26 protein-coding genes and 2 tRNA genes are annotated in these 24327 nt (G+C 36.2%); 7 read left to right on the top strand and 21 right to left on the bottom strand.

The features are described from left to right. Positions 1-234: 234 nt before the first annotated feature. The 20 genes from IV494_RS14925 to IV494_RS01230 all read right to left on the bottom strand — a co-directional run bounded on the left by IV494_RS14925 (position 235) and on the right by IV494_RS01230 (position 16148). The gene (locus IV494_RS14925; protein WP_196078373.1) at positions 235-474 is read right to left on the bottom strand and encodes a GIY-YIG nuclease family protein; all 240 of its coding nucleotides are present in this window, start codon (positions 472-474) and stop codon (positions 235-237) included. Between the two features lie 207 nt (positions 475-681). Continuing rightward, positions 682-755, bottom strand: a tRNA-Asp gene (locus IV494_RS01320). After that, positions 754-945, bottom strand: coding sequence for a hypothetical protein (locus IV494_RS01315; protein WP_196078372.1), 192 nt, complete (start codon positions 943-945; stop codon positions 754-756). Before IV494_RS01315 ends, IV494_RS01320 begins: the two co-directional genes overlap by 2 nt. A gap of 54 nt (positions 946-999) precedes the next feature. Next, a tRNA-Asp gene (locus tag IV494_RS01310) sits at positions 1000-1073 on the bottom strand. Positions 1074-1200: 127 nt separating this feature from the next. Further along, positions 1201-1518 carry a thioredoxin gene (gene trxA, locus IV494_RS01305; protein WP_076387352.1) on the bottom strand — a complete coding sequence of 106 codons (318 nt, stop codon included), beginning with the start codon at positions 1516-1518 and terminating at the stop codon, positions 1201-1203. Positions 1519-1586: 68 nt separating this feature from the next. Then, on the bottom strand, positions 1587-2762 hold the full coding sequence (locus IV494_RS01300) for a cysteine desulfurase family protein (protein WP_196078371.1): 1176 nt from the start codon (positions 2760-2762) through the stop codon (positions 1587-1589). A gap of 38 nt (positions 2763-2800) precedes the next feature. Further along, complete coding sequence (locus IV494_RS01295; protein ID WP_196078370.1) at positions 2801-3388, bottom strand: HAD family hydrolase; 588 nt, start codon at positions 3386-3388, stop codon at positions 2801-2803. A 40-nt stretch (positions 3389-3428) separates the two neighbouring features. After that, complete coding sequence (locus IV494_RS01290; protein WP_196078369.1) at positions 3429-4154, bottom strand: SDR family NAD(P)-dependent oxidoreductase; 726 nt, start codon at positions 4152-4154, stop codon at positions 3429-3431. Positions 4155-4174: 20 nt separating this feature from the next. After that, complete coding sequence (locus tag IV494_RS01285; protein WP_196078368.1) at positions 4175-5491, bottom strand: FAD-binding oxidoreductase; 1317 nt, start codon at positions 5489-5491, stop codon at positions 4175-4177. Beyond that, on the bottom strand, positions 5488-6375 hold the full coding sequence (locus IV494_RS01280; RefSeq protein ID WP_196078367.1) for a decaprenyl-phosphate phosphoribosyltransferase: 888 nt from the start codon (positions 6373-6375) through the stop codon (positions 5488-5490). The genes IV494_RS01285 and IV494_RS01280 overlap by 4 nt, the downstream gene beginning before the upstream one ends. Before the next feature lie 87 nt (positions 6376-6462). Next, the gene (locus tag IV494_RS01275) at positions 6463-7155 is read right to left on the bottom strand and encodes an OmpA family protein (protein WP_196078366.1); all 693 of its coding nucleotides are present in this window, start codon (positions 7153-7155) and stop codon (positions 6463-6465) included. Positions 7156-7174: 19 nt separating this feature from the next. Continuing rightward, a complete protein-coding gene (locus IV494_RS01270; protein WP_196078365.1) occupies positions 7175-7663 on the bottom strand; it encodes a lipocalin family protein in 489 nt (162 codons plus the stop codon). Between the two features lie 110 nt (positions 7664-7773). Next, the gene (locus IV494_RS01265; protein WP_196078364.1) at positions 7774-9486 is read right to left on the bottom strand and encodes a S8 family serine peptidase; all 1713 of its coding nucleotides are present in this window, start codon (positions 9484-9486) and stop codon (positions 7774-7776) included. Between the two features lie 10 nt (positions 9487-9496). Beyond that, on the bottom strand, positions 9497-10108 hold the full coding sequence (locus IV494_RS01260; RefSeq protein ID WP_196078363.1) for a WbqC family protein: 612 nt from the start codon (positions 10106-10108) through the stop codon (positions 9497-9499). A 191-nt stretch (positions 10109-10299) separates the two neighbouring features. After that, a complete protein-coding gene (lepB, locus tag IV494_RS01255; protein ID WP_196078362.1) occupies positions 10300-11952 on the bottom strand; it encodes a signal peptidase I in 1653 nt (550 codons plus the stop codon). A 124-nt stretch (positions 11953-12076) separates the two neighbouring features. Beyond that, positions 12077-12781, bottom strand: coding sequence for a 4-hydroxy-tetrahydrodipicolinate reductase (dapB, locus tag IV494_RS01250; RefSeq protein ID WP_196078361.1), 705 nt, complete (start codon positions 12779-12781; stop codon positions 12077-12079). Between the two features lie 30 nt (positions 12782-12811). After that, positions 12812-13441 carry a DUF5683 domain-containing protein gene (locus tag IV494_RS01245; RefSeq protein WP_196078360.1) on the bottom strand — a complete coding sequence of 210 codons (630 nt, stop codon included), beginning with the start codon at positions 13439-13441 and terminating at the stop codon, positions 12812-12814. Continuing rightward, complete coding sequence (locus tag IV494_RS01240) at positions 13442-14329, bottom strand: ParB/RepB/Spo0J family partition protein (protein ID WP_196078359.1); 888 nt, start codon at positions 14327-14329, stop codon at positions 13442-13444. A 61-nt stretch (positions 14330-14390) separates the two neighbouring features. Further along, positions 14391-15164 (bottom strand): ParA family protein, encoded by a 774-nt coding sequence (locus tag IV494_RS01235; protein ID WP_196078358.1) that lies wholly within the window; start codon positions 15162-15164, stop codon positions 14391-14393. Positions 15165-15335: 171 nt separating this feature from the next. Beyond that, on the bottom strand, positions 15336-16148 hold the full coding sequence (locus IV494_RS01230) for an energy transducer TonB (protein WP_196078357.1): 813 nt from the start codon (positions 16146-16148) through the stop codon (positions 15336-15338). Between the two features lie 517 nt (positions 16149-16665). On the opposite strand from IV494_RS01230, the gene IV494_RS01225 reads away from it, so the two are divergent. Beyond that, on the top strand, positions 16666-17487 hold the full coding sequence (locus IV494_RS01225) for an N-acetylmuramidase family protein (protein WP_196078356.1): 822 nt from the start codon (positions 16666-16668) through the stop codon (positions 17485-17487). 51 nt (positions 17488-17538) lie between these two features. Here the strand turns inward: IV494_RS01225 and IV494_RS01220 are convergent, their stop codons facing one another. Continuing rightward, a complete protein-coding gene (locus tag IV494_RS01220; RefSeq protein WP_196078355.1) occupies positions 17539-18825 on the bottom strand; it encodes an adenylosuccinate synthase in 1287 nt (428 codons plus the stop codon). A 173-nt stretch (positions 18826-18998) separates the two neighbouring features. Between IV494_RS01220 and IV494_RS01215 the strand changes: the two genes are divergently transcribed. The 6 genes from IV494_RS01215 to IV494_RS01190 all read left to right on the top strand — a co-directional run bounded on the left by IV494_RS01215 (position 18999) and on the right by IV494_RS01190 (position 24323). Then, entirely contained in the window at positions 18999-19553 is a 555-nt protein-coding gene (locus IV494_RS01215; RefSeq protein WP_196078354.1) for a phosphoribosyltransferase, read from the top strand. A gap of 58 nt (positions 19554-19611) precedes the next feature. Continuing rightward, entirely contained in the window at positions 19612-20190 is a 579-nt protein-coding gene (locus tag IV494_RS01210; RefSeq protein WP_196078353.1) for an adenylate kinase, read from the top strand. 65 nt (positions 20191-20255) lie between these two features. Further along, positions 20256-21254, top strand: coding sequence for a GTPase ObgE (gene obgE, locus IV494_RS01205; RefSeq protein WP_196078352.1), 999 nt, complete (start codon positions 20256-20258; stop codon positions 21252-21254). A gap of 23 nt (positions 21255-21277) precedes the next feature. Further along, positions 21278-21910 carry a porin family protein gene (locus IV494_RS01200; protein WP_196078351.1) on the top strand — a complete coding sequence of 211 codons (633 nt, stop codon included), beginning with the start codon at positions 21278-21280 and terminating at the stop codon, positions 21908-21910. 41 nt (positions 21911-21951) lie between these two features. After that, a complete protein-coding gene (locus tag IV494_RS01195; protein WP_196078350.1) occupies positions 21952-22437 on the top strand; it encodes a DUF6438 domain-containing protein in 486 nt (161 codons plus the stop codon). A 128-nt stretch (positions 22438-22565) separates the two neighbouring features. Further along, a complete protein-coding gene (locus tag IV494_RS01190) occupies positions 22566-24323 on the top strand; it encodes an APC family permease (RefSeq protein ID WP_196078349.1) in 1758 nt (585 codons plus the stop codon). The last annotated feature ends 4 nt before the right edge of the window (positions 24324-24327 follow it).

Here is a 24327-nt window from a genome sequence, read left to right as displayed (position 1 = left end):
ACAAAAAAAAGTCTCCCAAATAAATTTGAGAGACTTGCGATCCGGACGGGATTCGAACCCGTCTCGTTTAATGACGAGATGACAGGGCGGCATTCTAAGAAATAAGTATTTTGAGATTTAAGATGAAATTAAATATTTCACAAAAAAAAGTCTCTCAAATAAAATTTGAGAGACTTGCGATCCGGACGGGATTCGAACCCGTCTCGTCCAATGACGAGATGACAGTACGATATTCTAAGAAATTAATTTTTCTATCGATTTACGATTTAGTTTTTTTAAACGTTTTTCTTCTTTTAACGCATCTGACTTTTCTAAGAATTCTTGCTTATAAACAATTACCCAATCACGAGTTTTCGATGTAAATTTGTGCTCAGAATTGAAATGATACTTCAATCGTTTTTCAACATCCGTAGAAAATCCTTTATAATAAATATTTAAAGAAGGTGAATAAAGTATGTAGACGTAAAATTTCATAAAAGAAAAATACATAAAAAATAAATACAATTTTAGAAAAAGATATTCCATGAAACTCTCGAGAATTGTGTGGTTTCTAGGTGAGAAAATTCGAATCCGTCTCGTCCAAATGACAGGACGATATTCTAAAAAGTAAACTTTTAGGGATTTAAGATGAAAGTAAATACTTCACAAAAAAAGTCTCTCAAATAAAATTTGAGAGACTTGCGATCCGGACGGGATTCGAACCCGCGACCTCCGCCGTGACAGGGCGGCATTCTAACCAGCTGAACTACCGGATCAATTTTTGAAAAGTATTGATGAACTTTTTACCGACTCAACTTTTGAACCCGTCTCGTCATCAACGAGATGACAGGGCGGCATTCTAACCAGCTGAACTACCGGATCAATTTTTTTGAAAAGTATTGATGAACTTTTTCCCGTCTCAACTTTTGAATCCGTCTCGTCATCAACGAGATGACAGGGCGGCATTCTAACCAGCTGAACTACCGGATCAATTTTTGAAAAGTATTGATGAACTTTTTGCGATCCGGACGGGATTCGAACCCGCGACCTCCGCCGTGACAGGGCGGCATTCTAACCAGCTGAACTACCGGATCATTAGAATAAGAAACTATGCTTCTTTTTGGTGAGTGCAAAAATACAACTTTATCCCTATCTACAAAACATTTTCACAAAAAAAATGCCTCCGATTATCGAAAGCATTAAGTATCACGTGCTTATTTTTTATAAATGTGCCGATAATTTTTCTGCAATTACCTCTTTCGATGCAACTCCAACGATTTTATCAACTACTTGTCCACCTTTGAAGATCAAAACTGTAGGTATATTTCTGATTCCATAGTCCACAGAAACTTGCTGATTGTTATCAACGTCTACTTTTCCAACTACTGCTTTTCCTTCAAAATCAGCAGCGATTTCTTCAACAATTGGTCCCAACATTCTACAAGGTCCACACCAAACTGCCCAAAAATCTACCAATACCGGTTTATCTGAATTCAAAACCATTTCCTGAAATGATTGATCTGTAATTTCTAATGCCATTTTTTTAATATTTTTAAATTAAGTTTAAAGTACAAATTTACAATTTTCCCGCCAAGGCAAAAAGTAAATTATCTATGCTGAACATTTGTTTTTTCTATATTAAAGGAGGCTGAAATTTCTTTCAACGCGTCAATTAAAGCATCAATTTCCTCTTTCGTGGTTAAATGACTGAAAGAAACACGCAAAGGCGTACAATCTTCCATTTCCTCCTCTTCTAAAATCATCATCATCACCATAGATGGTTTTGCAGCACCCGATGAACAGGCACTTCCCTGAGAAATTGCAATCCCTTTCATATCAAGTTTAAGACCGATCATTGGATCTTTGAAAGGCAATAAAACGCTCAATACTGTATATAAACTTGTATCTTCTTCGGCACTTCGACCGTTGAATTTCACGCCTTCAATTTCAGCTAAAAGGCGATCTCTCGTATAATTTTTAATCTCTTTCATGTGAGAAGCATATTGCTCCATATGATCCAGGGAAAGTTCTAACGCCTTACCCAAACCTACGATGCCACACACATTTTCCGTTCCTGCTCGTAAAGATCTTTCTTGCGGTCCACCGGTAATAATTCCCTTTAAACCTGAAGCTTTTCTAATGAATGCAAAACCACTTCCTTTTGGTCCGTGGAATTTGTGGGCACTGCAAGAGGCGAAGTCTACAGGAATTTGAGAGAAATCCATCTCCATGTGCGCCATCGACTGTACCGTATCTGAATGAAACAATACATTATTTAATTTGCACATTTCTGCAACTTTCTTAATATCTAAAAGGTTTCCGATCTCGTTATTTGCATGAATTAAAGTAACTAAAGTCTTCTTGTCGGAGCTCTTGATCAATTCTTCTAATTTCACTAAATCAAAATCTCCTTTTTTATCAGGACGAAGATAGACTACTTCCACTCCTCGGCGCTTCTTCATATCCAAAACTGTTTCAGCAACGCATTTGTGCTCCATCGGAGAAGTGATGATTCTTTCAACTCCCAAGTGATCTACACAAGATTTGATGATCATGTTGTTCGATTCAGTTCCGCAAGAAGTGAAAATAATTTCTGCAGGAGATACATGAAGATAATCCGCAACTTGTCTTCTTACATTTTCAATCAAAACTTTAGCATCCTGCCCCAAACTGTGCGTCGAAGACGGATTACCGTAATTTGTTTTCATAACCTCAACCATCGCATCGATTACTTCTTCAGAAAGTGGCGTTGTAGCCGCATTATCCAAGTAAATTCTTTCCATTTTTCCCTTCTTTTTTTTAGATTTTTCTGGCGATAAAATTAGTGAAAAAATTCAAACTGACCTTCATTTGCCCACGCTAACATTTCTTTATCGCCGGAAGTGTCGCCGAAAGCAATTGTTTTATCATACTTTTTATCCCCAATTTCCTCTTTAATTCGATTTAATTTTTCAGCGCCATTGCAGTTTCTCCCTATTAAATTTCCAGTGAAAATATCATTTTCAAATTCAGCTCTGGTCGCTATAAGTTTTATATTGAGTTTCTCCGCGAACGGTTTTACCCAAATGTCTAACGAAGCAGAAACAATATAACTGTCAGTATTTTTCCGGTCTATATTTCTAATGAATTCTAAGGCATTTTCTCGAAAAATTTCAAGTTCATATTTTTCAAAAAACGCCTGCGATTTCCTCTCAATCTTCGCTTTTCGTTCTCCCTTCAATATGGATGAAATAAAACTTTTCTTCACCTTTTCAGCATCGGCAAGCTTTAATTTTAAAAGGACAAAAAGCGGAATATGTTTAATGAACTGAATATTGAATTTAGATGGATTGTAGAATTTAAGATACATAAACATGGTGTCTTTGTAGGTTAAAGTTCCGTCGAAATCAAATAAATACAGCTTCTTCATACTTTGTTAAAAGATTATTGATAATGCACTTGAGGCGTAATTAAAGTTTTAATTTTTTAAAAATAAACTCCGGAATATTTCTGATGATCAACATGATTACACTCCAAACTGGTAGAACATAAGCGACATTTTTCCCACTTTTATACGCTTTGTAAATTCCTTCTGCAGCCTCTTTCGGTGTCGCAGTTAATTTGGGATTCAATGGTAAACCTTCCGTCATTTTGGTATCCATAAAACCCGGTTTCACGGTGAGAACATGTACTTTTTTTTCGAACAAATAATTTCTTAGACCACTTAGATAAGCTGTCAAACCGGCTTTTGCGCTTCCATAAATAAAATTACTCTGTCTTCCGCGTTCGCCTGCAACGGAGGAAAGTACGATCATCGTTCCAGCACGTTGTCTTTCCATCTTTGAAGCAAAAAAATTGAGAACTGGAACTAATTTTGCGTAATTGATGTCAATGATTAATTCGGTGTTCTTCTGATCATAAAGACTTTCTTCTGTTCCTTCTCCTAAATAACCTGTTGCACAGAAAAGCAGATCAGAGTTGATATGATCGAATTTGGTATAATCAATTTCCTTTCTCAAATCCAGTTCGATCACTTCTGTTTGCTGCAAAAATTTCACATCGATATGTTTTGCGAATTTCTCCGTAGTTTCTTTATTAGAGGTAAAAAGATAAATGGTTGAATATTTTTCATGAGCTTCCAGCGCTTTTTCAACAAAAGCCTGAGAAATTTCCGAATTGCTGCCGAGAATGATCATATTTGATAGGTGATGGAAAATTAATTATTATTGATGATCCTTTTGTGCTGCATCGAAACAAACTTGGGATTCTGCACATTTTGAAGATAATTGGTCAAAGAAGACTTGCTCATGCTGTCTTTCGTCAGATAAATTCTGCCGCCATACTCTTCAACAATTTTATCTAATTTTTCAACTAAATTTTTCAATTTTGAATTAACCTTAAAATCTAAAGCCAAAGTATATCCTTCCAGAGGAAATGAATTGTAAGCTTCCGGATTATTTTTTCCAAAAAGTTTCAAAACTGCGAGGAAAGATCCGTTTCCACTCTTGGCGATAGTTTCGAGGATTTTTCGCATTCCTTCCTTGCCTTTCTCTTTCGGAATCACCATTTGATACTGTATAAAACCACTTTTACCGTAAATTTTATTCCAATCGTTTACGACATCCAAAGGGTAGAAAAAGGTTTCATAATCGATATAGCTTTTGACTTCTTTATTGCGCTGCTTATTAAAGTAAAGAAGATTGAACAGCTTAACGGTGAAATTACTCAGCAAAAAATTCGGAAAATAAAAAGGAACTGTTGGATTAAACTTTTTCTTTAATCGTAATGGATTTTCCTCTAAATTTTTCGGCAACTGATGTTTAAAAGCATGTTCACCTCTCATCAAAATACTACGACCGATATTATTACCGGTTTGTAAACAGTCGATCCAGGCGACATTGTAAGTCCAGTTTTCGCTTTCATCAAATAGTTTGAATATCTCGTCTAGATTTTCTGCTTTGATGCTTTCCTGACGAATGTAACCAGTTTCGATATTTTTTAATTTGAATTTTGCAGAAAGTATAATTCCTGTTAATCCCATTCCACCTATGGTTGACCAAAATTTTTCAGCGTTTTCGGTTTTAGAACAATTTAAAACCTCTCCATTTTCATTCAATAGAGAAAAAGACAAGACATACTCAGAGAAACACCCTTCAGCATGATGATTTTTACCATGAACATCGGATGCGATCGCACCGCCAACCGTAATAAATTTGGTTCCGGGCGTTACGTAAAGAAAATAACCTTGAGGAACGATGACTTCTAAAATTTCCGAAAGCAAAAGTCCTGATTCACATTCGAGAATTCCATTAAGGCGGTCAAAACTGATGAGTTTATTTAATCTTTTCGTTGAGAAAATATGTTCTGAAAGAGCTGCATCGCCGTAACATCTGCCATTTCCGCGTGCAATAATTTCGTTATTGTTTTTTACGTAGTCTTTAATTTTCTGAAGCGTGTCTTCGGACTTTATTTCTTTTTCTACGACGGGGTAATTACCCCAGTTCGCAACTTTCTGTGTGAAATTCTTCTTCATTTTTTGTAATAAATTTGAAGTAAAAATGCAGCAACCCAAAGCACCAAAGTAATCTGAATGTAGCGGTCTCTATAAATAATTTTGGTTGGAGATTCGGTTTTGTTGTAAACCAAAGTTTGCTGTAAATATCTTAAAATAGCGAAGACAACAAAGATCACAGTGTAAAAAACTCTTGGATGGAAACGGTGCTGAACTTCAGGAGATAGTGTAAACATTAAATAACATACAATTGCTAAAGTACAACTTATAGAAAGTGCGATGTCTGCGAACTGAACATTGTAACCGTCTAATGACTTTCTGGTTTTGCCGGAAATCTGCGCATTGATCAATTCCCCTCTTCTCTTTCCGATCGCAAGAACGAGTGCCAGAATAAAAGTGAGCAGGATCGCCCATTGAGAAATAAAAATTCCCGTCGCATAACCACCTGCCAAAACTCTTAAGACAAAACCAAGTGAAATGATACTAACGTCGATGATCGCAACATGTTTAAGTTTGAAAGTATAAGCCAAATTCATGACAAAATAAAAGCCAATGATCGTGGCGAATTTCCAGAAGTTATGATGGAAATATTGGGCACCGCAGAATACCAGGATGATACACAAAATGATGAGAGCGGCCAGAATAAGGAGCGCCGTTTCTTTTGAAATTACACCACTTGCAAGAGGACGTCTTCTTTTTTCCGGATGTTTCCGATCTGACTCGATATCAGAATAATCATTAATAATATAAATAGAACTTGCAGCCAGAGAAAAAATGATGAAAGCAAAAATGCTTTTGGCCAGTAAATCGAAATTGGTAATATTGCCGGAGAAAAACAAAGGAACAAACACGAAAAGGTTTTTTATCCATTGTTCTACGCGAAGCAGTTTTAAATATTTAATCATCCGTGTAAAAAATCAAATGCGAAATTAGTGATTTTAAAATAAAAAAATCCGCCGAAGCGGATTTATAATTATAAGATGATCAAATGATTATTGCGCTGTTTTCGCGTCTTTGATCATATTTTCGTTTGCTGTGATCGCAAATTCTACTCTTCTATTCTGAGCTCTACCTGCATCGGTATCATTACTTGCAACTGGATCTGCTTTACCCATTCCCATTGTATTCATTCTCATTGAAGAAACTCCTTTGGAAGACAGGTAACTTTTTACAGCTGCCGCTCTTCTGTCAGAAAGGGAAAGATTGTAAGCATCTGCACCTTTGCTGTCAGTATAACCGTAAATATTAATGTTGGTATCTGGATTATTAGATAAAACAGTCGCTAACTTATCTAGATTCGTTTTGCCAAGTGTTGTTAAGTTAGAAGAATCAAACGCGAAATTAACCATGTTCTCTTTCAAAGTAATCTTAATTCCTTCACCAACTCTTTCTACTTCAGCTCCAGGCAAAGTATCTTTGATCTCCTTCGCTTGTTTATCCATTTTATTACCGATCACGTTCCCGGCAACTCCACCTACGATACCACCAAGAACTGCTCCTAATGCTGAATTACCACCTTTTCCGATGTTATTCCCCAGGATTCCACCAAGAACGGCTCCTCCTGTTGCACCAATAACAGTACCTCTTTGTTGATTATTTGAATTTTTCACTGCTTCACAACTTGTCATTATTAGTGAAGAAGAAATGAAAAGTGCTGCGATGTTTGTTTTGTTAAAAATTTTCATAATTTAAATTTTAATATTATTATTTCATTCCTGTTCTGGCGAAATTGTAAACTATTTTTACATTATCGCTCCCTGAAGGAACATTTTGTTCTAAAGAAAAAGAATCTGTTGTTTGACTGATCAGATTTAAAGAATATCCCTCAGTCACCGCTTTCGCTTTGGATCCTTCCAGCAATTTCTTAAATTTAAATTCAGTACCATTTACTACTTCAAATTTAATAGGCTGAATAACACTTGGACAAGCTCCGCCACCACTTAAAGTATAAGATCCGCTGTAATTATTCGGGATCAATCTCCAGTGACTTCCAACGAAACATTTTGCATCAGCTCCTTCATCAAAAGGTTTTACTTTGAAATTTTTGTCATAATCAATGCTTGTAACTTCCCAATCTCCTTTTAATTTAAGAAACTCTACGCGGTCGGTTTGTGCCGTCTTTGCGGTTTTCACGGTGGAACAAGAAACGCTCATTGCAACTCCTAAAATTCCTACTAGTAATAAATTTTTCATAGTGATTTAATTATTTAAGTACAAGTTACAAAAAACCGTGCCAATATTATAATTGCATAAAAAAAAGTCCGTTAAAAACGGACTTTATGAGTAATTTAAGAGAAAACTATCTATTTTACTTTCTTACCTTTTCTTTTATTTACCGCTTTTACTTTTACGGTGGGAGCAGAAGCACCGGCTTTGTAAAAATTAGTATAAGCATATTCTGCGGCTTTTTTCAAATTGATAACGCCACCTGCCTCAGAAATGAGATCAAATCTGTTGTTCGTGTTTGAACTGATCATCGCATTTACCGTTGATTTATTTGCGGTTTTAACCAAAGATTCTATTATTTGAGCTGGAGTTAGATTTGGCATATAGGCTAAAAGTACTGCTGCAGCTCCTGCAACAACTGGTGAAGCCATAGAAGTTCCTTGAAGATACTCATATTTCCCCCCTGGAACAGTAGAATAAATTTTCTCACCTGGAGCAAAAACATTTACCATCTTCTGGTTATAATTAGAGAAGTCGGCTCTCAAAAATTCATTGTTATTCGTAGAAGCTCCTACAACAATCATATTATTAATGAACGGTTTCGCGTCGTCAACATTTTTAAAGTTAGTTGGATAATACACGTTTTCAGCGACATTTTCATTGTCATTTCCAGCAGCTTTTACCAAAAGAACTCCTTTATCCTGTGCATATTTGAAGGCATCCCAAACAACATTTTTCCCTGGAGAAACCGGTTTACCAAAGCTCATATTTAAAATTTTCGCGCCGTTGTCAACTGCATATCTTACCGCATTAGCAACATCTTTATCTCTTTCATCACCATTTGGAACAGCTCTCACTGCCATTATTTTGGCAATTTTATAACCAACACCGTATTGTACTTCTTTTCCTTGTGGAAGACCGGCAATAATTCCAGCAACGTGAGTTCCATGTTCTCCTTTTGGATCTGCGTAATGATTGTTACCATAACTTTTTTGAGAATAATCATCATAATTATCACCGACGATTTCCGCACGAGGATCAAAATCTAAATTATATTGTTTTGTCGCCTGAACTTCATAATAATCAACTGCCTGTTTCATTTGATCATTCAAGAATTTTTGAACTTCTGCTGGAGATTTTCCTTTCACTGCAGGATCTTGTGCAACCTGGCCTAAAACAGAAGCTGCCATTGCCTGATCTTGATTCGCTGGTTTGATTGCTGCAATCACTTCAGGAGTCAAATTCTGTCCATTTAACATTGAAATCATTGTCGGAATCATGTCCTGGATTTTCTTATACGTTTCGTAGCCTTGCTTTGCTTCAACGCCTTTCTTCGTATAAATTTCTTTCGACTTCATGTACATTGCGAAATCTTCTGGCATTTTCGCCTGATTTGCTTTGTTTGCAGTTGAATCTGGACCTTCAAAAATTGGTTGGTATTTTTTTACAACTCGGGTAACTTCTAAATTATCATCGTAAACATCTCCATTTTTACCACCTAGAAAATTCCAGCCGTGGATATCATCGATGTAACCGTTTCCGTCGTCATCGATTCCGTTATTTGGAATTTCATTTACGTTCGTCCACATATTTTTGATCAAACCTGGGTGATCTACTTGAACTCCGCTGTCTAAAACGCCCACAATTACTGGAGTTGGTTTCAAACCTTTGGATTCTAAATATTTATAAGCATTCTGCGTATTTACACCATATACATTGGTTGAAGCGAAATCTTTGTGATACCAAGTCATCAAATCCTTGTCCTGCATCGGATCCAAAGGTGCAACTGCAGTTTGTGCAAAAGAAGCAAAACCTGTCATAAAACAAGCTGCAATGAATATTTTTTTCATAAGGAACTATTTATTTGTTTTGAATATTTCTAATATAAGTCAAAGATTCCGGTCCTTTGTTACAAAGCAGATCAATAATTGAAAGGTCTTCCTGAAAACCAAATTTCTCAGTAAAGGTTTGATAGTATTCTGCGAGAACAAATTCCTGTTCTTTTTTGGGAGAGAATTTTTCTCTGTAATTTTCTTCAGTTGGATTTCTGAAATACTCTTCGCTTAAAGAATAGGCTTTATTTGTTTTCAAAAGTTTCTGAATAATTTTTAAAGTATTCAAATTGAAGGCAAAGAGAGAATTCGTTTTGAAATTAAAAATCTGTTCGAGCTGATCTTCGTAATATTCAAAATACGGCGATCTTTGATAAGCAGTTTTAATCGATTTCCAGTGGATTTTTTCCCAGGGATCGCGGTGAGAAACTTCAATTTCATTGATGGTTCTTGTACCGTCGTGTTTTACAGGAATGATTAACAGCAACCTTCCATTTGCGCCATAAACTGCGGTTCTGTTTCTGTAAGTCTGTTTGGGAAAACTCTCGAACTGTTCGAAAACAATTTCAGAATCTTCTTTCAGAAAAACCGAAAACCACGAAATGGGCGGTAAATAAAAGAGTGGTAATAAAATTTTCATACTTAAAAAACCTGTCGATAAAATTAATAAAAAACGAATCGTCGATACTAAAAATAATCTTTTTTAGCCCCGATCGAAACGGCATCCTTTTATGAAGCTTCAGCGGAATAAAAGATATAGTGGAGAGCGGGAAATAGCTCCTAATAAAAAATAATAAATTACGATTCCACATCGTCCAACAGCTTCTAATCCTACTCTTCTGATTCTTTTTTCTTGAATAATCTTGCAATATAATCCCACCCAAAAAACAAGAGTAAAATAATCGCTGCAACCCACCAATAAGAGGTTTTGTTGGCTTCACCGGTGTTTGTTGCTTTGAACATACGGTCCCAACGGATTTTTTTACCATCGGGTTGATAAGAGGAACTTTTGTCCGGGAAAAGACCTTCGACACTTAACCACGTAAACATTGGCGAACCGACAATATTTTCTTCCGGAACGAAACCGAAAAATCTCGCATCTAAGGAAGCATCGCGGTTGTCACCGATCATCATGTAATAATCCTGCTTGATGGTGTATTGCGTAGCCTCTTGGCCGTTGACAAAGATCTTACCGTCTTTATTTTCGAGTTTGTTGTGTTCGTATTCTGAAATAATCCAGCGATATTCGGGTAAAGTTTCATGATTTAAAGTGACAACATCACCTTTTTTTGGAATTTTTAAAGGGCCGTACCAATCCTGATTCCATTTTTTATTGATGGGGAAAATTGATTGGGTTGTATCAACATGTTTCGTGTAGGCATCGTGCATTGCATTTAGTTTGAAAGAAACTGCACCGGAATCTTTGGGCCAAATATGTTCCTTCAAATCGATCACTTGTGGCAACATCTTGATTTCTTTTGCTGTTTCATCAGTCAAACCTTGGAAATCGTACAGATAACCGGTTTGGGTTTGAACTTCCTGCACGGGAAGAAATCCGTATTTTTTGTATAACGAAGGAACATCGAGTTGACTTCCGGTCGTTGCAATATATTTATGCTGTTTTTTCTGATCGCCTAAAATACTTTCGGGTTTACCGTTGATGAAAAGTCTTCCTGCCCGGAATTCCATGATATCACCTGCAACAGCGACGCAGCGTTTTACGTAAGGATCTTTTCTGTCGGTCGCGGTATGAACGGAATCCTGTGGATAATTGAAAACCACGATGTCATTTTTCTGTGGTTTGTTGAATTGCAAAATCCTTGCGTAAGGTAATTTTACGGCATCAACATAAGATTTCGGATCATCTTTTGGGTTATTTTTCTCGCCAGTATCCATGATTGTTCCCTGCAAAAACGGAATTGCAAGCGGTCGCATCGGCATTCTGAAACCGTAGCTCCATTTATTTACAAAAAGAAAATCTCCTACCAAAAGCGTTCTTTCCATTGATCCAGTCGGAATTCCGAAAGGTTGCGTAAAGAAAACGTGGACAATTGTAGCGAAAACAACGGCAAAAGTAATTGATCCAACAAATGATTCTTTTTTACCTTCTGCTTTTTCTTCTTCAGTTAAATATAAATCATCTTCGACATGCAATTCAGAATCTTTCGAATAATTGACGAATGCCATGTAAATAAAAGGAAGAATTACCGTCAATAATTTTTGAACGAAACTCGTTTTACCGAAATGTTTCATTAAAAACAAATGGAAAACCGTCATCATGATCGGTCCAACAATTGGAACGTAGGCTAAAATGACCCACCACTTGGAGTGATCTGTTTCTTTCTGAATAATATAATAATTATAAAAAGGCACAAAAGCAAAAAGCGGATTGTAACCCATTTTTTTAAAGAGTTTCCACGTAGAAATTCCCATCAATACTGAAAGAATGATCACGTAAACCGCGTAAGTTAGAAAGTAGTTCATATTTCTATTTGGTAATATTTAAATTATTAGTTTGTTTTAAAGCGCTTTTGTTACAAATACAGGAGCAATAAGTAATTGGTAATGAGTAATTGCGTTATGTTTATTACTTATTATTCATTGTTTATTACTTATGAAAGAGGACGTCTTTCATGGAGAAATTTCCTTTTTTATCCTGAATCCATTCGGCAGCGATCACTGCTCCGACTGCAAAACCGTTTCTGTTGAATGCGGTGTGTTTAATTTCAATTTCATCGACTTCACTTTTGTAGAAAACGCTGTGCGTTCCTGGAACTTCATCTTCCCGCACCGAAAATATTCCTAACTGACTGTCTTTTGTTTCGTCCTGTTTCCAGGCATCAAATCTTGTATCATTATTGATTATTCCTTCCGCTAAAGTAATGGCTGTTCCGCTTGGCGCATCTTTTTTCTGGGTGTGATGAATTTCTTCTAACTGAACCTGGTATTCGCTGAAATTCTTCATCAGATCTGCCAGCTTTTCATTTAAGGCGAAAAATAAATTCACCCCCAAACTGAAATTAGAACCGTATAAAAAAGCGGTATTATTTTCGATTGCAATTTTCTCAATTTCCGGTTTTTGATCGAGCCAGCCTGTTGTCCCGCAAATGACAGGAATTTGATTTTCCAGACAGAATTTGATATTATCAAAAGCTACTTCCGGATTCGAAAATTCGATGGCAACATCTGGATTATTTAAGTTTTCCAAAGTTGGAGTTTCGTTCAACTGCGCAACAATTTCGTGGCCTCTTTTGGTGGCAATCTCTCCAATTATCTTGCCCATTTTTCCGTAACCAACTAATGCTATTTTCATCATTTTGAACGTAAAAACGTTTGCTTTTAATTAAAAATTATAACTTAAACTTAAACCGGCTTTTGAATTTTGCTGGGAAAACTCATCGAAGATCACCGTTGGTTTCAATGCCAAATCAGGATCTTTTCTTCCTTCATACAAGTGTGCATCTACGACCGCATCAACAATATTTAAAACATAAACCAGTGCCGTAACTGCGATCGCATAATCGCGCTGTCTTTGTGCACGGTCCTGAGTTCTGCCCAAAGCTTCCGCGGTAATTCCGGGAATCTCTGAAAACTCATGCGGTTGCCCGTTGAGCTGTGCAATAAATGCATTTCGGTACCTCGTATATTGTTTTTGATTATAAAGCGTGATACCGATCCCTGTTCCAATCCCACCCCAAACGATGGGAATTTTCCAGTATTTCTTATTGTAATATTGTCCAAGTCCTGGTAAAACTGCGGAATATAATCCAGCTTTCGTAGGATTAAATTTCATTGCTTTTACTGGAGCGTTCGCTTCTTTAATATCAGTCAAAACTTCCATTTCTGCTTTTGGCTTCTTCGTAGAAATTGAATCTGTAGGATAATTTTCAACCCGAATTGTATCGTTCCGGTTGACCTGAGCGAAAGAATTCAGGGAAAATAAAAGAAGGAAAATCAGCGTAAGTTTCTTCATCTATTTAAAGTGTGAAAGAATATTTTCAAGTTCTTCTTCATTTTTGAAATCGAGGACTATTTTACCTTTTTTGCCATTTGCGGCAGTTTTGATCTCAACCTTCACTTCTAACAGATCAGCAAGATTTTTTTCTGCTTTTTTAAAATGGTTTGGAATCGCTGCTTTTGTTTTCTTTGCCGTTTCTTTAGGATTTTTCAGAAGGTTCGATTCTTCTTCCGCCTGTCTTACGCTCCAGTTATTTTTTACAATTTTTTGGAAAAGCTCATCTTGAGTTTCTTTTTCCTCTAAGCTTAGGATTGCTCTACCATGACCTGCCGAAATCTCCCCACTTCTGATGGCATTTTGCATATCAGGATTTAACCTCAACAATCGGATAGAATTGGTAATTGTACTTCTTTCCTTGCCAATTCGCTGACTCAAATTTTCCTGGGTCATGCCGATCTCTTCCAGCAATCTTTGATAAGTCAGAGCGATTTCAATAGCGTCCAGATCTTCTCTCTGGATGTTTTCAACCAAAGCCATTTCCAGCAATTCCTGATCATTAACCAAACGAATATAAGCAGGAAGTGTTTCTAAACCAGCGATCTTACTCGCACGGAAACGTCTTTCTCCCGAAATGATCTCGAATTTGTCGCCGTCTTTTCTTAAAGTAATGGGCTGAATGACGCCCAGATTTTTGATGGATTGCGCTAAATCAGCAAGCGCTTTTTCATCAAAATAAGTTCGCGGTTGAGAAGCATTTGGATAAATATCTTCCAGCGCTACTTCTACAATATTTCCTACAAATTTATCTGCACCTTCGTCCGTTGCAGAATTGACAGATGCTTTGGATTCTGCACTTAAAATTGCGCCCAAACCACGTCCCATTGCTCTTTTTTTGTCTTTCATTCTATATAAATGATGATTAATATCTGATGATTAAAAGTATTTAAATCAAAAAATATTTATTTTAATTTTGAACTAAATTTTCGTTTTTTAGCAAAACTTCTTCTGCTAACTGAAGATACTGAATTGCACCTTTGCTTTCTGCATCGTAATTTAATATGCTTTCCCCAAAACTCGGCGCTTCACTTAAACGGACATTTCTACTGATAATTGTTTCGAAAACCATTTCAGGAAAATGTGAATTCACCTCTTCAACAACTTGATTTGAAAGTCTCAGACGGGAATCATACATCGTTAAAAGCAAACCTTCAATATCTAAATCCTTGTTATGAATTTTCTGCACATTTTTGATGGTATTCAAAAGTTTACCCAAACCTTCCAATGCAAAATATTCACATTGAATAGGAATAATTACAGAGTCAGCCGCAGTTAACGCATTGATGGTGATCAAACCTAAACTTGGCGCGCAGTCGATAATAATATAATCGTAATCATCTCTGATTGTTTTGAGCGCTTCCTTTAGCATGTATTCTCGATTTTCCCGATCTACCAGTTCAATCTCAGCTGCGACCAGATCGATGTGAGACGGAATAATATCAAGGTTTGGAGAAGTTGTTTTTTGGATGCATTTCTTAGCGTTTTCGCTGTGTTCCAATAGATTGTAGGTGGAAAAATTAGACTGCTCAATTCCTAAACCTGAAGTCGCATTCGCTTGTGGATCAGCGTCGATCAGCAATATTTTCTTTTCCAAAACTCCCAATGCGGCGGCTAAATTAATGGCAGTTGTCGTTTTACCAACACCACCTTTTTGATTTGCAACACCTATAATTTTAGCCATTCTGTACGATTTTAATCACCAAAAATACACTTTTTTCTGATTTTCAGAGGATTCATAAACCTTCACTTTACGTTAAAGTATTGTTAATTAAGAGTTTAATCAATAAAAAAATTATCCACAAAAGCGAATCTTTTGTGGATAAGTAAGAATATGAAATAGAGATCAATGACTTTACTCAAATTGCATAGAAATTGGAAAATTAAAATAACTTCTTACATTCTGCCCATTTAATTTTGCAGGCATCCATTTTCCTTTTATATTTTTAACGGTATTTTCTGCTTCTTTATTAAATTTTGAATCGGGTCCTTTAGCCGTAATACTTGAAATCGATCCGTCTTTTTCAACAATAAACGTGACTGTAGTTTTTAGCAGATCGCCAGTTCCGTCAAAACTCCCTGCATTAAAATTTTGTATCACTTTACTTCTGAATGCATTAATTCCACCATTGAAAATTGCTTCAGTATCCACTTTATCAATTATATCATTATTAACGGGTTTAGGAACCGCGGGTGAAGGTATAATGACATGTTCCACAATAACCGGTGCAGAAATAGTAACTGGTGGAGTTCCGATCACATTGTCTGTACCAATTCTCGCATCATTAGTTGCACTTAATGGTGTTGCAGGAGTTTCTATTACTGGATTTCTTGCCGGTGTCGGAATTTCCAGTTTCACTGTACTTTCAATAACTCTTGGAGGAACGACTGGTGTTACGACAACAGGAATTTCATCAGGAGGCAATTGTACCGGCGTAATTATAAATCCGCCAGAATCAGAATCAATCACATCCGGAGTTTGGAAAGAATTGATGATTAAAGGCGCAATTGCCAATGTAGCAAAAAATGCTACGCCAATAAACAATGCTTTGGTAAGGTTATAAGCTTCATCATTGCGCATTACATAAGCACCGTAATTCTTGTTGCGGTTTTCGAAAAGAATTTCATTGAAGCGATATTCTTTTCCTGAGTTTAAAAAATTTTTCATTTTGTAAATATTAAAGAGTTAAAAAACAGGTAATTGTTATTTTGATATGTTAATTTCAATAACATTAAAAACATATCAAATAATAAACCAAATCTTTGACAAATATCAATAGATATTATTCAATTCATAACAAAATGAGAATTTAGATAAACAATTTTGAATCTTATCTTTATTCAGGCAATATTTTACATTTTTAGGACAAACATAAGAAGAGAAGCGCTCGATTTTATCAGATTTAATTTAACAGGTGTTTTACCCCTTAAAAAAACAGATAAAACACGCTTCATTTACGGGGAATACACCGTGAGATTCAGCATGCAATTCACGTAAATTTGCAAATGAAAAACATAGTGTTAAAAGAAAATCAATAAAAAAAACGTTTAGGAAAATTATTTTTTACTAGTGCAGAAGAAGTAAAAAATATCGTTTCTAAAAAGTATTGATCTTACCTCTGCGCTTTTTGTTCTAATAGTCCTGATAATATTTGAGCATAACTTAAACCAAAAAACTACCAATTATGATCGCTTTAAAATACCGCGCAAAAGCACTGGAAGTTTATACCCTCTGCGAAATGCTGCACAAATTAGGATATGAAATAAAAATTTCTGATTCGTTTACTCTTGAAGTAGATGAAGCAGTTAAAGATTTTCAGGAAAAAAACTCGCTTGTAAGCGATGGAAATGTTGGCATAAAAACATGGCAGGTCTTATTCGATAAAAGCTCAAAGATCTTCTCAAGTAACGGTCTCTTTCTGTCAGAAGCAGATCTTATCGATTTTTCGCAGGCGCACAATCTCGAGTTGGCTGCTGTAAAAGCAATCAATGAGGTAGAAAGCTCCGGAAAAGGTTTTCTGATCAATGGCAAACCTAAAATATTGTTTGAAGGTCATGTTTTTTGGCAGCAACTATTACACAGAGGCATCAATCCGGAACATATTTTAACATCTGAAAATAAAAATGTGCTTTATCCAAAATGGACAAAAGCATTTTACCAGGGAGGCGTTAAAGAATATGATCGACTCAACGAAGCCATCGCGATCAGTTCAGACTCCAGAGTAAAGGAAGCCGCTTTAGCTTCAGCATCCTGGGGAAGTTTTCAGATCATGGGTTATCATGCAGTGAGTTTGGGTTATGCTTCGGTACAGGATTTTGTAGATAAAATGTACCTTCATGAAAGAGAACATTTAAAAGCGTTCGGTAAATTTCTGGAAGTCAATAATATTATGACCGATCTCCGAAATAGAAACTGGGAAAAAGTGGCACAGAAATATAATGGCGAAAGTTATAAGTTGAATAAATACGACCAGAAACTGGAAAAGGCTTACGAGAAATACTCCTAAATATAATTTATAAAAAAAGCTGAGAAAACGTTTTTCTCAGCTTTTCTATTTTTAAAATAATTCCTTTCGGATGATATTCTGACTTCTTTCCGGACCTACCGAAACGAGGTAAACATTAATTCCCAAATACTTTTCGATAAACTCGATATATTTCTTCGCATTTTCCGGGAGTTCATCGTAACTTCTTACTTTGGTAAGATCTTCATCCCAACCTTCCAGTTCTTCGTACATCGGTTCGTACTTGTATAATTTGGTAGTTGATGATGTGAAGTAATCGATGATCTTTCCGTCCTCAGTTTTGTACTTTGTCGCTATTTTGATTGGAGAGATTCCTGATAATACATCCAGTTTTGTGATCACTAAATTATTGATTCCGTTGATCATTGTTGCGTGTTTCAATGAAACCAGATCGAGCCAACCTGTTCTTCGCGGTCTTCCTGTAGTAGCCCCGAATTCGAAACCGATCTGTCTGATTTTTTCGCCCAATTCATTGTCCAATTCTGTTGGGAATGGTCCTTCTCCAACTCTTGTGGTGTACGCTTTTGCAACCCCAATTAAATTTTGAAGACTTGTTGGCGGTACTCCAGCTCCGGAACAAACTCCACCCGTTGTTGGTGAAGATGATGTTACATAAGGATACGTTCCAAAATCAATATCTAACATTGCAGCTTGCGCACCTTCAAACAGAATATTTTTTCCATCGTGAATCGCCTGGTTCAATTCAACTTCGGTATCAACAATGCGATCCTTTAATTTTTGCCCTAATTCTAAAAATTCATTATAAATTTCGTCATATTCTAAAGTTGGTTTTTCAAAATATTTTTCAAAAAGAGAATTTTTTATTTTTAGATTCTTTCTTACTTTTTCTGCAAGAACTTCAGGATTTAAAAGATCAACCATTCTGATCCCAACTCTTGCGATCTTATCTTCATAACAAGGACCGATTCCTTTTTTGGTCGTTCCAATGTGAGTTCCTTCTTCTTCTTCCTCGCGATAAGTGTCGAGTAAAATATGATACGGCATAATTACGTGCGCTCTTCTGCTGATAAAAACGTGATCAGTACGCATTCCTTTCGCTTCAAGCTGGCCAATTTCTTTTAAGAAAGCTTTAGGATTTACCACGACTCCATTCGCGATGATACATTTTCCCTTGCACTGCAAAACTCCGGATGGAAGCAAGTGTAAAACAAATTTTTCTTCACCTGCGTAAACAGTATGTCCCGCATTATCGCCTCCCTGAAAACGTACAACGTAATCAGATTTTGCCGATAAAACGTCTGTTATCTTGCCTTTTCCTTCATCCCCATATTGAAGACCAACAACCACATAAGTCGCCATATTTTACTTTTTTTATAGATTTCTACAAAAATAGATTTATTAAAAGTTTTGGGCAAAAATTTCGGAATAAATAATCATCTTTTTTACCGGTAAACTTTCATTTAAGAAGGACAAAAATTTAAATACAAAAAAATCCCTTAAAAAACCTTAAATTTGCACTTTGAAAATAATCTATGGAAACTGTACAAATTCACGACAAAACATTCGTTCCTTATCTGAAAGATGCGGAAATTCAGGAAATTGTAAAAGCTACTGCACTCAAAATTTACGAAGATTACAAGGATGAAACACCTGTTTTTATTGGAGTTTTAAACGGTGTAATTCTTTTTTTCTCTGACCTTTTGAAACATTATCCGGGGAAATGCGAAATTGCATTTTTGCAAATGAGTTCTTATGCAGGAACGCAATCAACAGGAATTGTTTATCAAAAAATGGAACTGACGAAAGATATTAAAGACCGTCATATTATTCTGGTCGAAGATATTGTCGACACGGGAAACACCGTAGAAAGTCTTTTTCAATATTTTAAAGAAACCCAAAGACCAAAATCAGTTAAATTAGCGACTTTCCTTTTAAAGCCCGATGTTTACAAGAAAGATTTCAAATTAGATTATGTTGGCAAAGAAATTCCGAACAAATTTGTTTTGGGATACGGTTTAGATTATGATGAGTTGGGAAGAAATCTAAAAGATTTATATCAGTTAGAAGAAGGTCGTATCAATGAATAAGGCGACTTTTTGAAAGAAATAGTAAGAAGTAAATTTCAAAATATTCAAACAGTAAAAAATGATTAACATCGTTCTATTTGGTCCTCCAGGAAGCGGAAAAGGTACACAGGCTCAGAATTTAATTGAAAAATTTAATCTGAAACAAATTTCTACCGGTGATCTGTTCCGTTACAACATGAAAAATGATACTGAACTTGGCAAACTTGCGAAATCTTTTATCGATAAAGGCGAACTGGTTCCTGATCAAGTTACGACCGATATGTTGACCGATGAAGTTAAAAAACCATCTGCTACAAAAGGTTTCATCTTCGATGGTTATCCGAGAACGACCAACCAAACTGAGGAACTTGAGAAAATTGTAAAAGAAGTTTTGAATGATAAAATTTCAATCTGTATTTCTTTGGTTGTTGATGATGAAATATTAGTGCAAAGACTCTTGAACAGAGGTAAAACGAGTGGAAGAATAGATGATTCCAACGAAGAGATTATTAGAAATAGAATTAAAGAATATTACGCAAAAACTGCAGAAGTTGCTGAACTCTACAAAAAACAAGGCAAATATGTCGAGGTAAACGGAGTCGGAGCAATTGATGAAATATCTGAAAAACTTTTTGCAGAAGTAGAAAAAATAAAATAGGTCGAAATAAAAGGTTTTTGTTCTAGCAGAACCACCTTTTACTCCAGTCCTAAAAATTAAAAATTATGTCCAATTTCGTAGATTACGTTAAAATTCATTGTAAATCAGGTCACGGTGGTGCAGGTTCTTCGCACCTTCGTCGTGAAAAATATATTCCAAAAGGTGGTCCTGATGGTGGCGACGGCGGACGAGGCGGTCATGTAATTATGAAAGGAAACGCCCATGAATGGACGCTTTTACCACTTCGTTACACGCGACACATCAAAGCGGAAAAAGGTCACAACGGGATGAAAAATCAGTTGACCGGTGCTTATGGTGAAGACGTGTATATTGAAGTTCCATTGGGAACAATTGCCAGAAATGAAGAAGGTGAGATCATTGCTGAAATTTTAGAAGACGGCCAGGAAATCATCATCAAACATGGAGGAAAAGGTGGAAAGGGAAACGAACACTTTAAAACTTCTACCAACCAAACTCCACGTTTTGCACAACCTGGAATGGATGGTGAAGAAGGTTTTGTCATTTTTGAGCTGAAACTTTTGGCAGATGTTGGTCTTGTTGGTTTTCCGAATGCAGGAAAATCTACGCTTTTGGCAGCTGTTTCTGCTGCTAAACCAAAGATTGCAAACTACGCTTTTACCACTTTAACTCCGAATCTTGGAATTGTAGATTACCGAAATTACAAATCTTTTGTAATGGCAGATATTCCGGGAATTATCGAAGGTGCAGCAGAAGGAAAAGGTCTTGGTCACCGATTCTTACGACATATTGAAAGAAATTCAATTCTTTTATTCATGATTCCGGCTGATTCTGAAAGTCATTTTCAGGAATTTAAAATTTTGGAAAATGAGCTGAAAGAATATAATCCTGAATTGATGGACAAAGATTTTTTAATTTCAATCTCAAAATCTGATCTTTTGGATGATGAGTTGAAAGAAGAAATATTAAAAGAGTTTCCTGAAAATCGAAAACCAATTTTCTTTTCAGGCGTAACGCAGGAAGGAATTATGGAACTGAAAGATGCGATCTGGAAAAGATTGCACGGTGAAGGGGAAAATCTCTAAATAATTTTCAGTAGTTTAGAGGCATGAAAAAAATCTATCTACTACTCATTACTTTCGTTCTTTCTGGAAATATAAATGCTCAAACTGAATTTGGGGTCAAAGCAGGTTACAACCTTTCAAATATGAAATGGGAGGTTTCCGGTTTCGATGATTTCAAATTCAGTTCCAAATCATATTTCTATGTTGGTGGGCTAGCTGAACATCATTTAACCGATAAATTTTCAATCCAGGCAGAATTACTTTACACCGAATTAGGTGGACAAAGTCCTGCAGAAGAGCTTACAACTGTTGTTGGAAATGAAGTGCTCGTAATTGGTACGAACGCAACCACTTTTACGACTTCACAAATTCAGGTTCCGATCGCTGCAAAGTATTATGTCGTTCCAAATTTTTCTTTATCAGCAGGAATGAATTTTGGTTTCAACATTTCATCTAAAGTCGAGAACACCTTTAATTCTGATCAAACACCGAGTGGGAAAACCGATTTGTTTAAGACCTTAAATATTTTCCCTTTCCTCGGGACTGAATATAAATTCAACGAGCATTTTTTCGCAGATGCAAGGTATCATTTTAACTTTTTTAATGCTGCTGTTCAAGACGCACCAATTACAAAAATAGGTTTCTTACAAGCAGGTTTCGGTTATCGATTTAAATAATTTTTGGCGTAATAGTTGAAGTATTTTTTTGAATTAATTTAATGAAATACTATTTAACATTATTCTTATCGGTTTTTTTGCTCTCTTGCACGACCCAGAATCCCACAAAATATTCTAAAATACAATATGAAGCCGGCGCCTGTTTTGGATTTTGTCCTATTTTTAAAATGACGATCAATCCCGACAGAACTGCGGTGATTGAAGCGGAGCATTTTACCTTTACTAAAAACCATTCGAAGGGCGAATTTTCGGAGCAAAAGGAAGGAACTTTTACAGCAACCATCAAACAAGCTGATTACAATAAAATGATCAACCTTTTGAACAGCGCTGATCTACGATCCCTAAAAGATCATTACAAAAACAGAAATGTTTCCGATCTGCCAACTTCTTATCTCAGAATTAATTTTACAGATGGAACTTCGAAAAACATTGAAGATTACGGGAAAAATGGCACACCGAAATTGAAGGAAATTTATGAGATTATGGAAAACTTACGTCTTGATCAAACCTGGAAAAAAATTGATTAAGAATCAAATTCAGCCATAACATTTTATTCTATCCCAAAAAATTTTCTTTTACATTTACATTCTAATTGATTCCCTGAATTTTTTTTATGTAAGAGAAATCGCTGAAACGTCAACGAAAAAAAAATTAAATGAAACCTTTAAATTTGGAAAAAACAGTTCATAAAAAGCTCAATGAACTACAATCTACGGCGATTTCGGGCAATGATATCAGTTCTTCCTGTTTATACGTTTCTGCGCTTACCATTATGTATGCCGGACAATACGCCTGGCTTTCTTTGCTAATTGTTGCGGCAGTTCTTTTTATTTTTCGGAAAATTTACGTAGAAGTTGTTGGAGCGTTACCTCTTAATGGAGGTGCTTATAATGTTTTATTAAATACCGCCTCGAAACGCACTGCTTCGGTGGCTGCAACCTTAACTGTTTTGTCTTACATGGCAACCGCAGTAATTTCTGCAAGTGAAGCGATGCATTATCTTCACAATCTTTTGCCCTGGATCAACGTCATTATTGCGACGGTTTTGGTTCTGTTTATTTTCACGATGCTTACGATTTCGGGAATTGGCGAATCTGCAAATGTCGCAGTCGTTATTTTCTTGATCCATCTGGTTTCGCTTTCATTGCTTGTTATCGCGGGAATTTGGTTTATATCAACCCACAGTTTTGATACATTTCATCTTAACTGGAATACTCCATTAAAGTCCGGTGGAATAATTACAGCCCTTTTTCTGGGATTTTCTGCCGCGATGCTTGGAATCTCCGGTTTTGAAAGTTCCGCAAACTTTGTAGAAGAGCAGGAAGCCGGCGTTTTTAGCAAAACGCTTCGCAATATGTGGGCAATCGTGAGTTTCTTTAATCCGCTCCTGGCTCTGATCATTATTTTCGTTTTGCCACTTGCAACAGTCGGTGAACATCAAACTGCTTTGTTAGCGTATGTCGGCGAAATCGCAGGTGGAAAATGGCTCGCTTATATTATTGCGATCGATGCGGTGCTGGTTCTTTGTGGAGCCGTCTTGACATCCTTTGTTGGAGTTTCGGGATTGGTTAACAGAATGACTTTAGATAGAATTTTACCCAATTATTTTTTACAGCAAAACAAAAAAGGATCGCATTATAGAATTGCAGTCGGATTTTTTATTCTGTGTATTTCTGTGTTATTCGTAACGATGGGAAATTTGACGTCTTTAGCCGGGGTTTATACCTTTTCTTTCTTATCAGTAATGGCACTTTTCGGGATTGGAAATTTACTTTTGAAATTTAAAAGAAAAAAACTTCCACGACCAATTCGCGCCTCAATACCTTCTGTATTAGTCGCAGTTTCTTTTATCGCGATTGCTTTTTACGGAAATATTGTTCTCAATAGTGATGCATTCTTTACTTTTCTAAAATATCTCTTTCCCGCCTTATTAGTCGTGATGATCATGTTAAACAGAATTAAGATCATCAAAGCGATCATTCAAATGCTGGAAAATATCTATAATCCTTTTCGCGGCTTTGTCATCAGCAGCAATAAAAAACTTCACCGACTTCACCGGAGAATTAATGCACAGGAATTCGTATTTTTTACTAAGAAAGATAACGTTGCCATCTTGAATAAAGTCATGCAATATGTTGAGGATAATGAAACCACGCGAAAATTAAAGATCGTGAACGTCATGCGGGAAGGCGAAAATAATGAAGAACTAAAGGTAGATCTTCGGGTTTTAGATCGCGCTTATCCCGATATCGATATTGAATTTATAGAAATCATTGGGGAATTTACTCCAGATTTGATCGAGGAACTTTCAAAAAAATGGAATATTCCAAAAAACTTTATGTTCATCGCTTCACCAAGCGACCGATTCAGTTATCGTGTTGCAGATCTGGGCGGAGTTCGCTTAATAATGTAACCAC

The organism is Kaistella gelatinilytica (assembly GCF_015679325.1).
GTDB classification, from domain to species: Bacteria; Bacteroidota; Bacteroidia; order Flavobacteriales; family Weeksellaceae; genus Kaistella; species Kaistella gelatinilytica.
The sequence above is the reverse complement of the archived record's forward strand: the minus strand, read 5'-3'. Positions and strand labels throughout refer to the sequence as shown.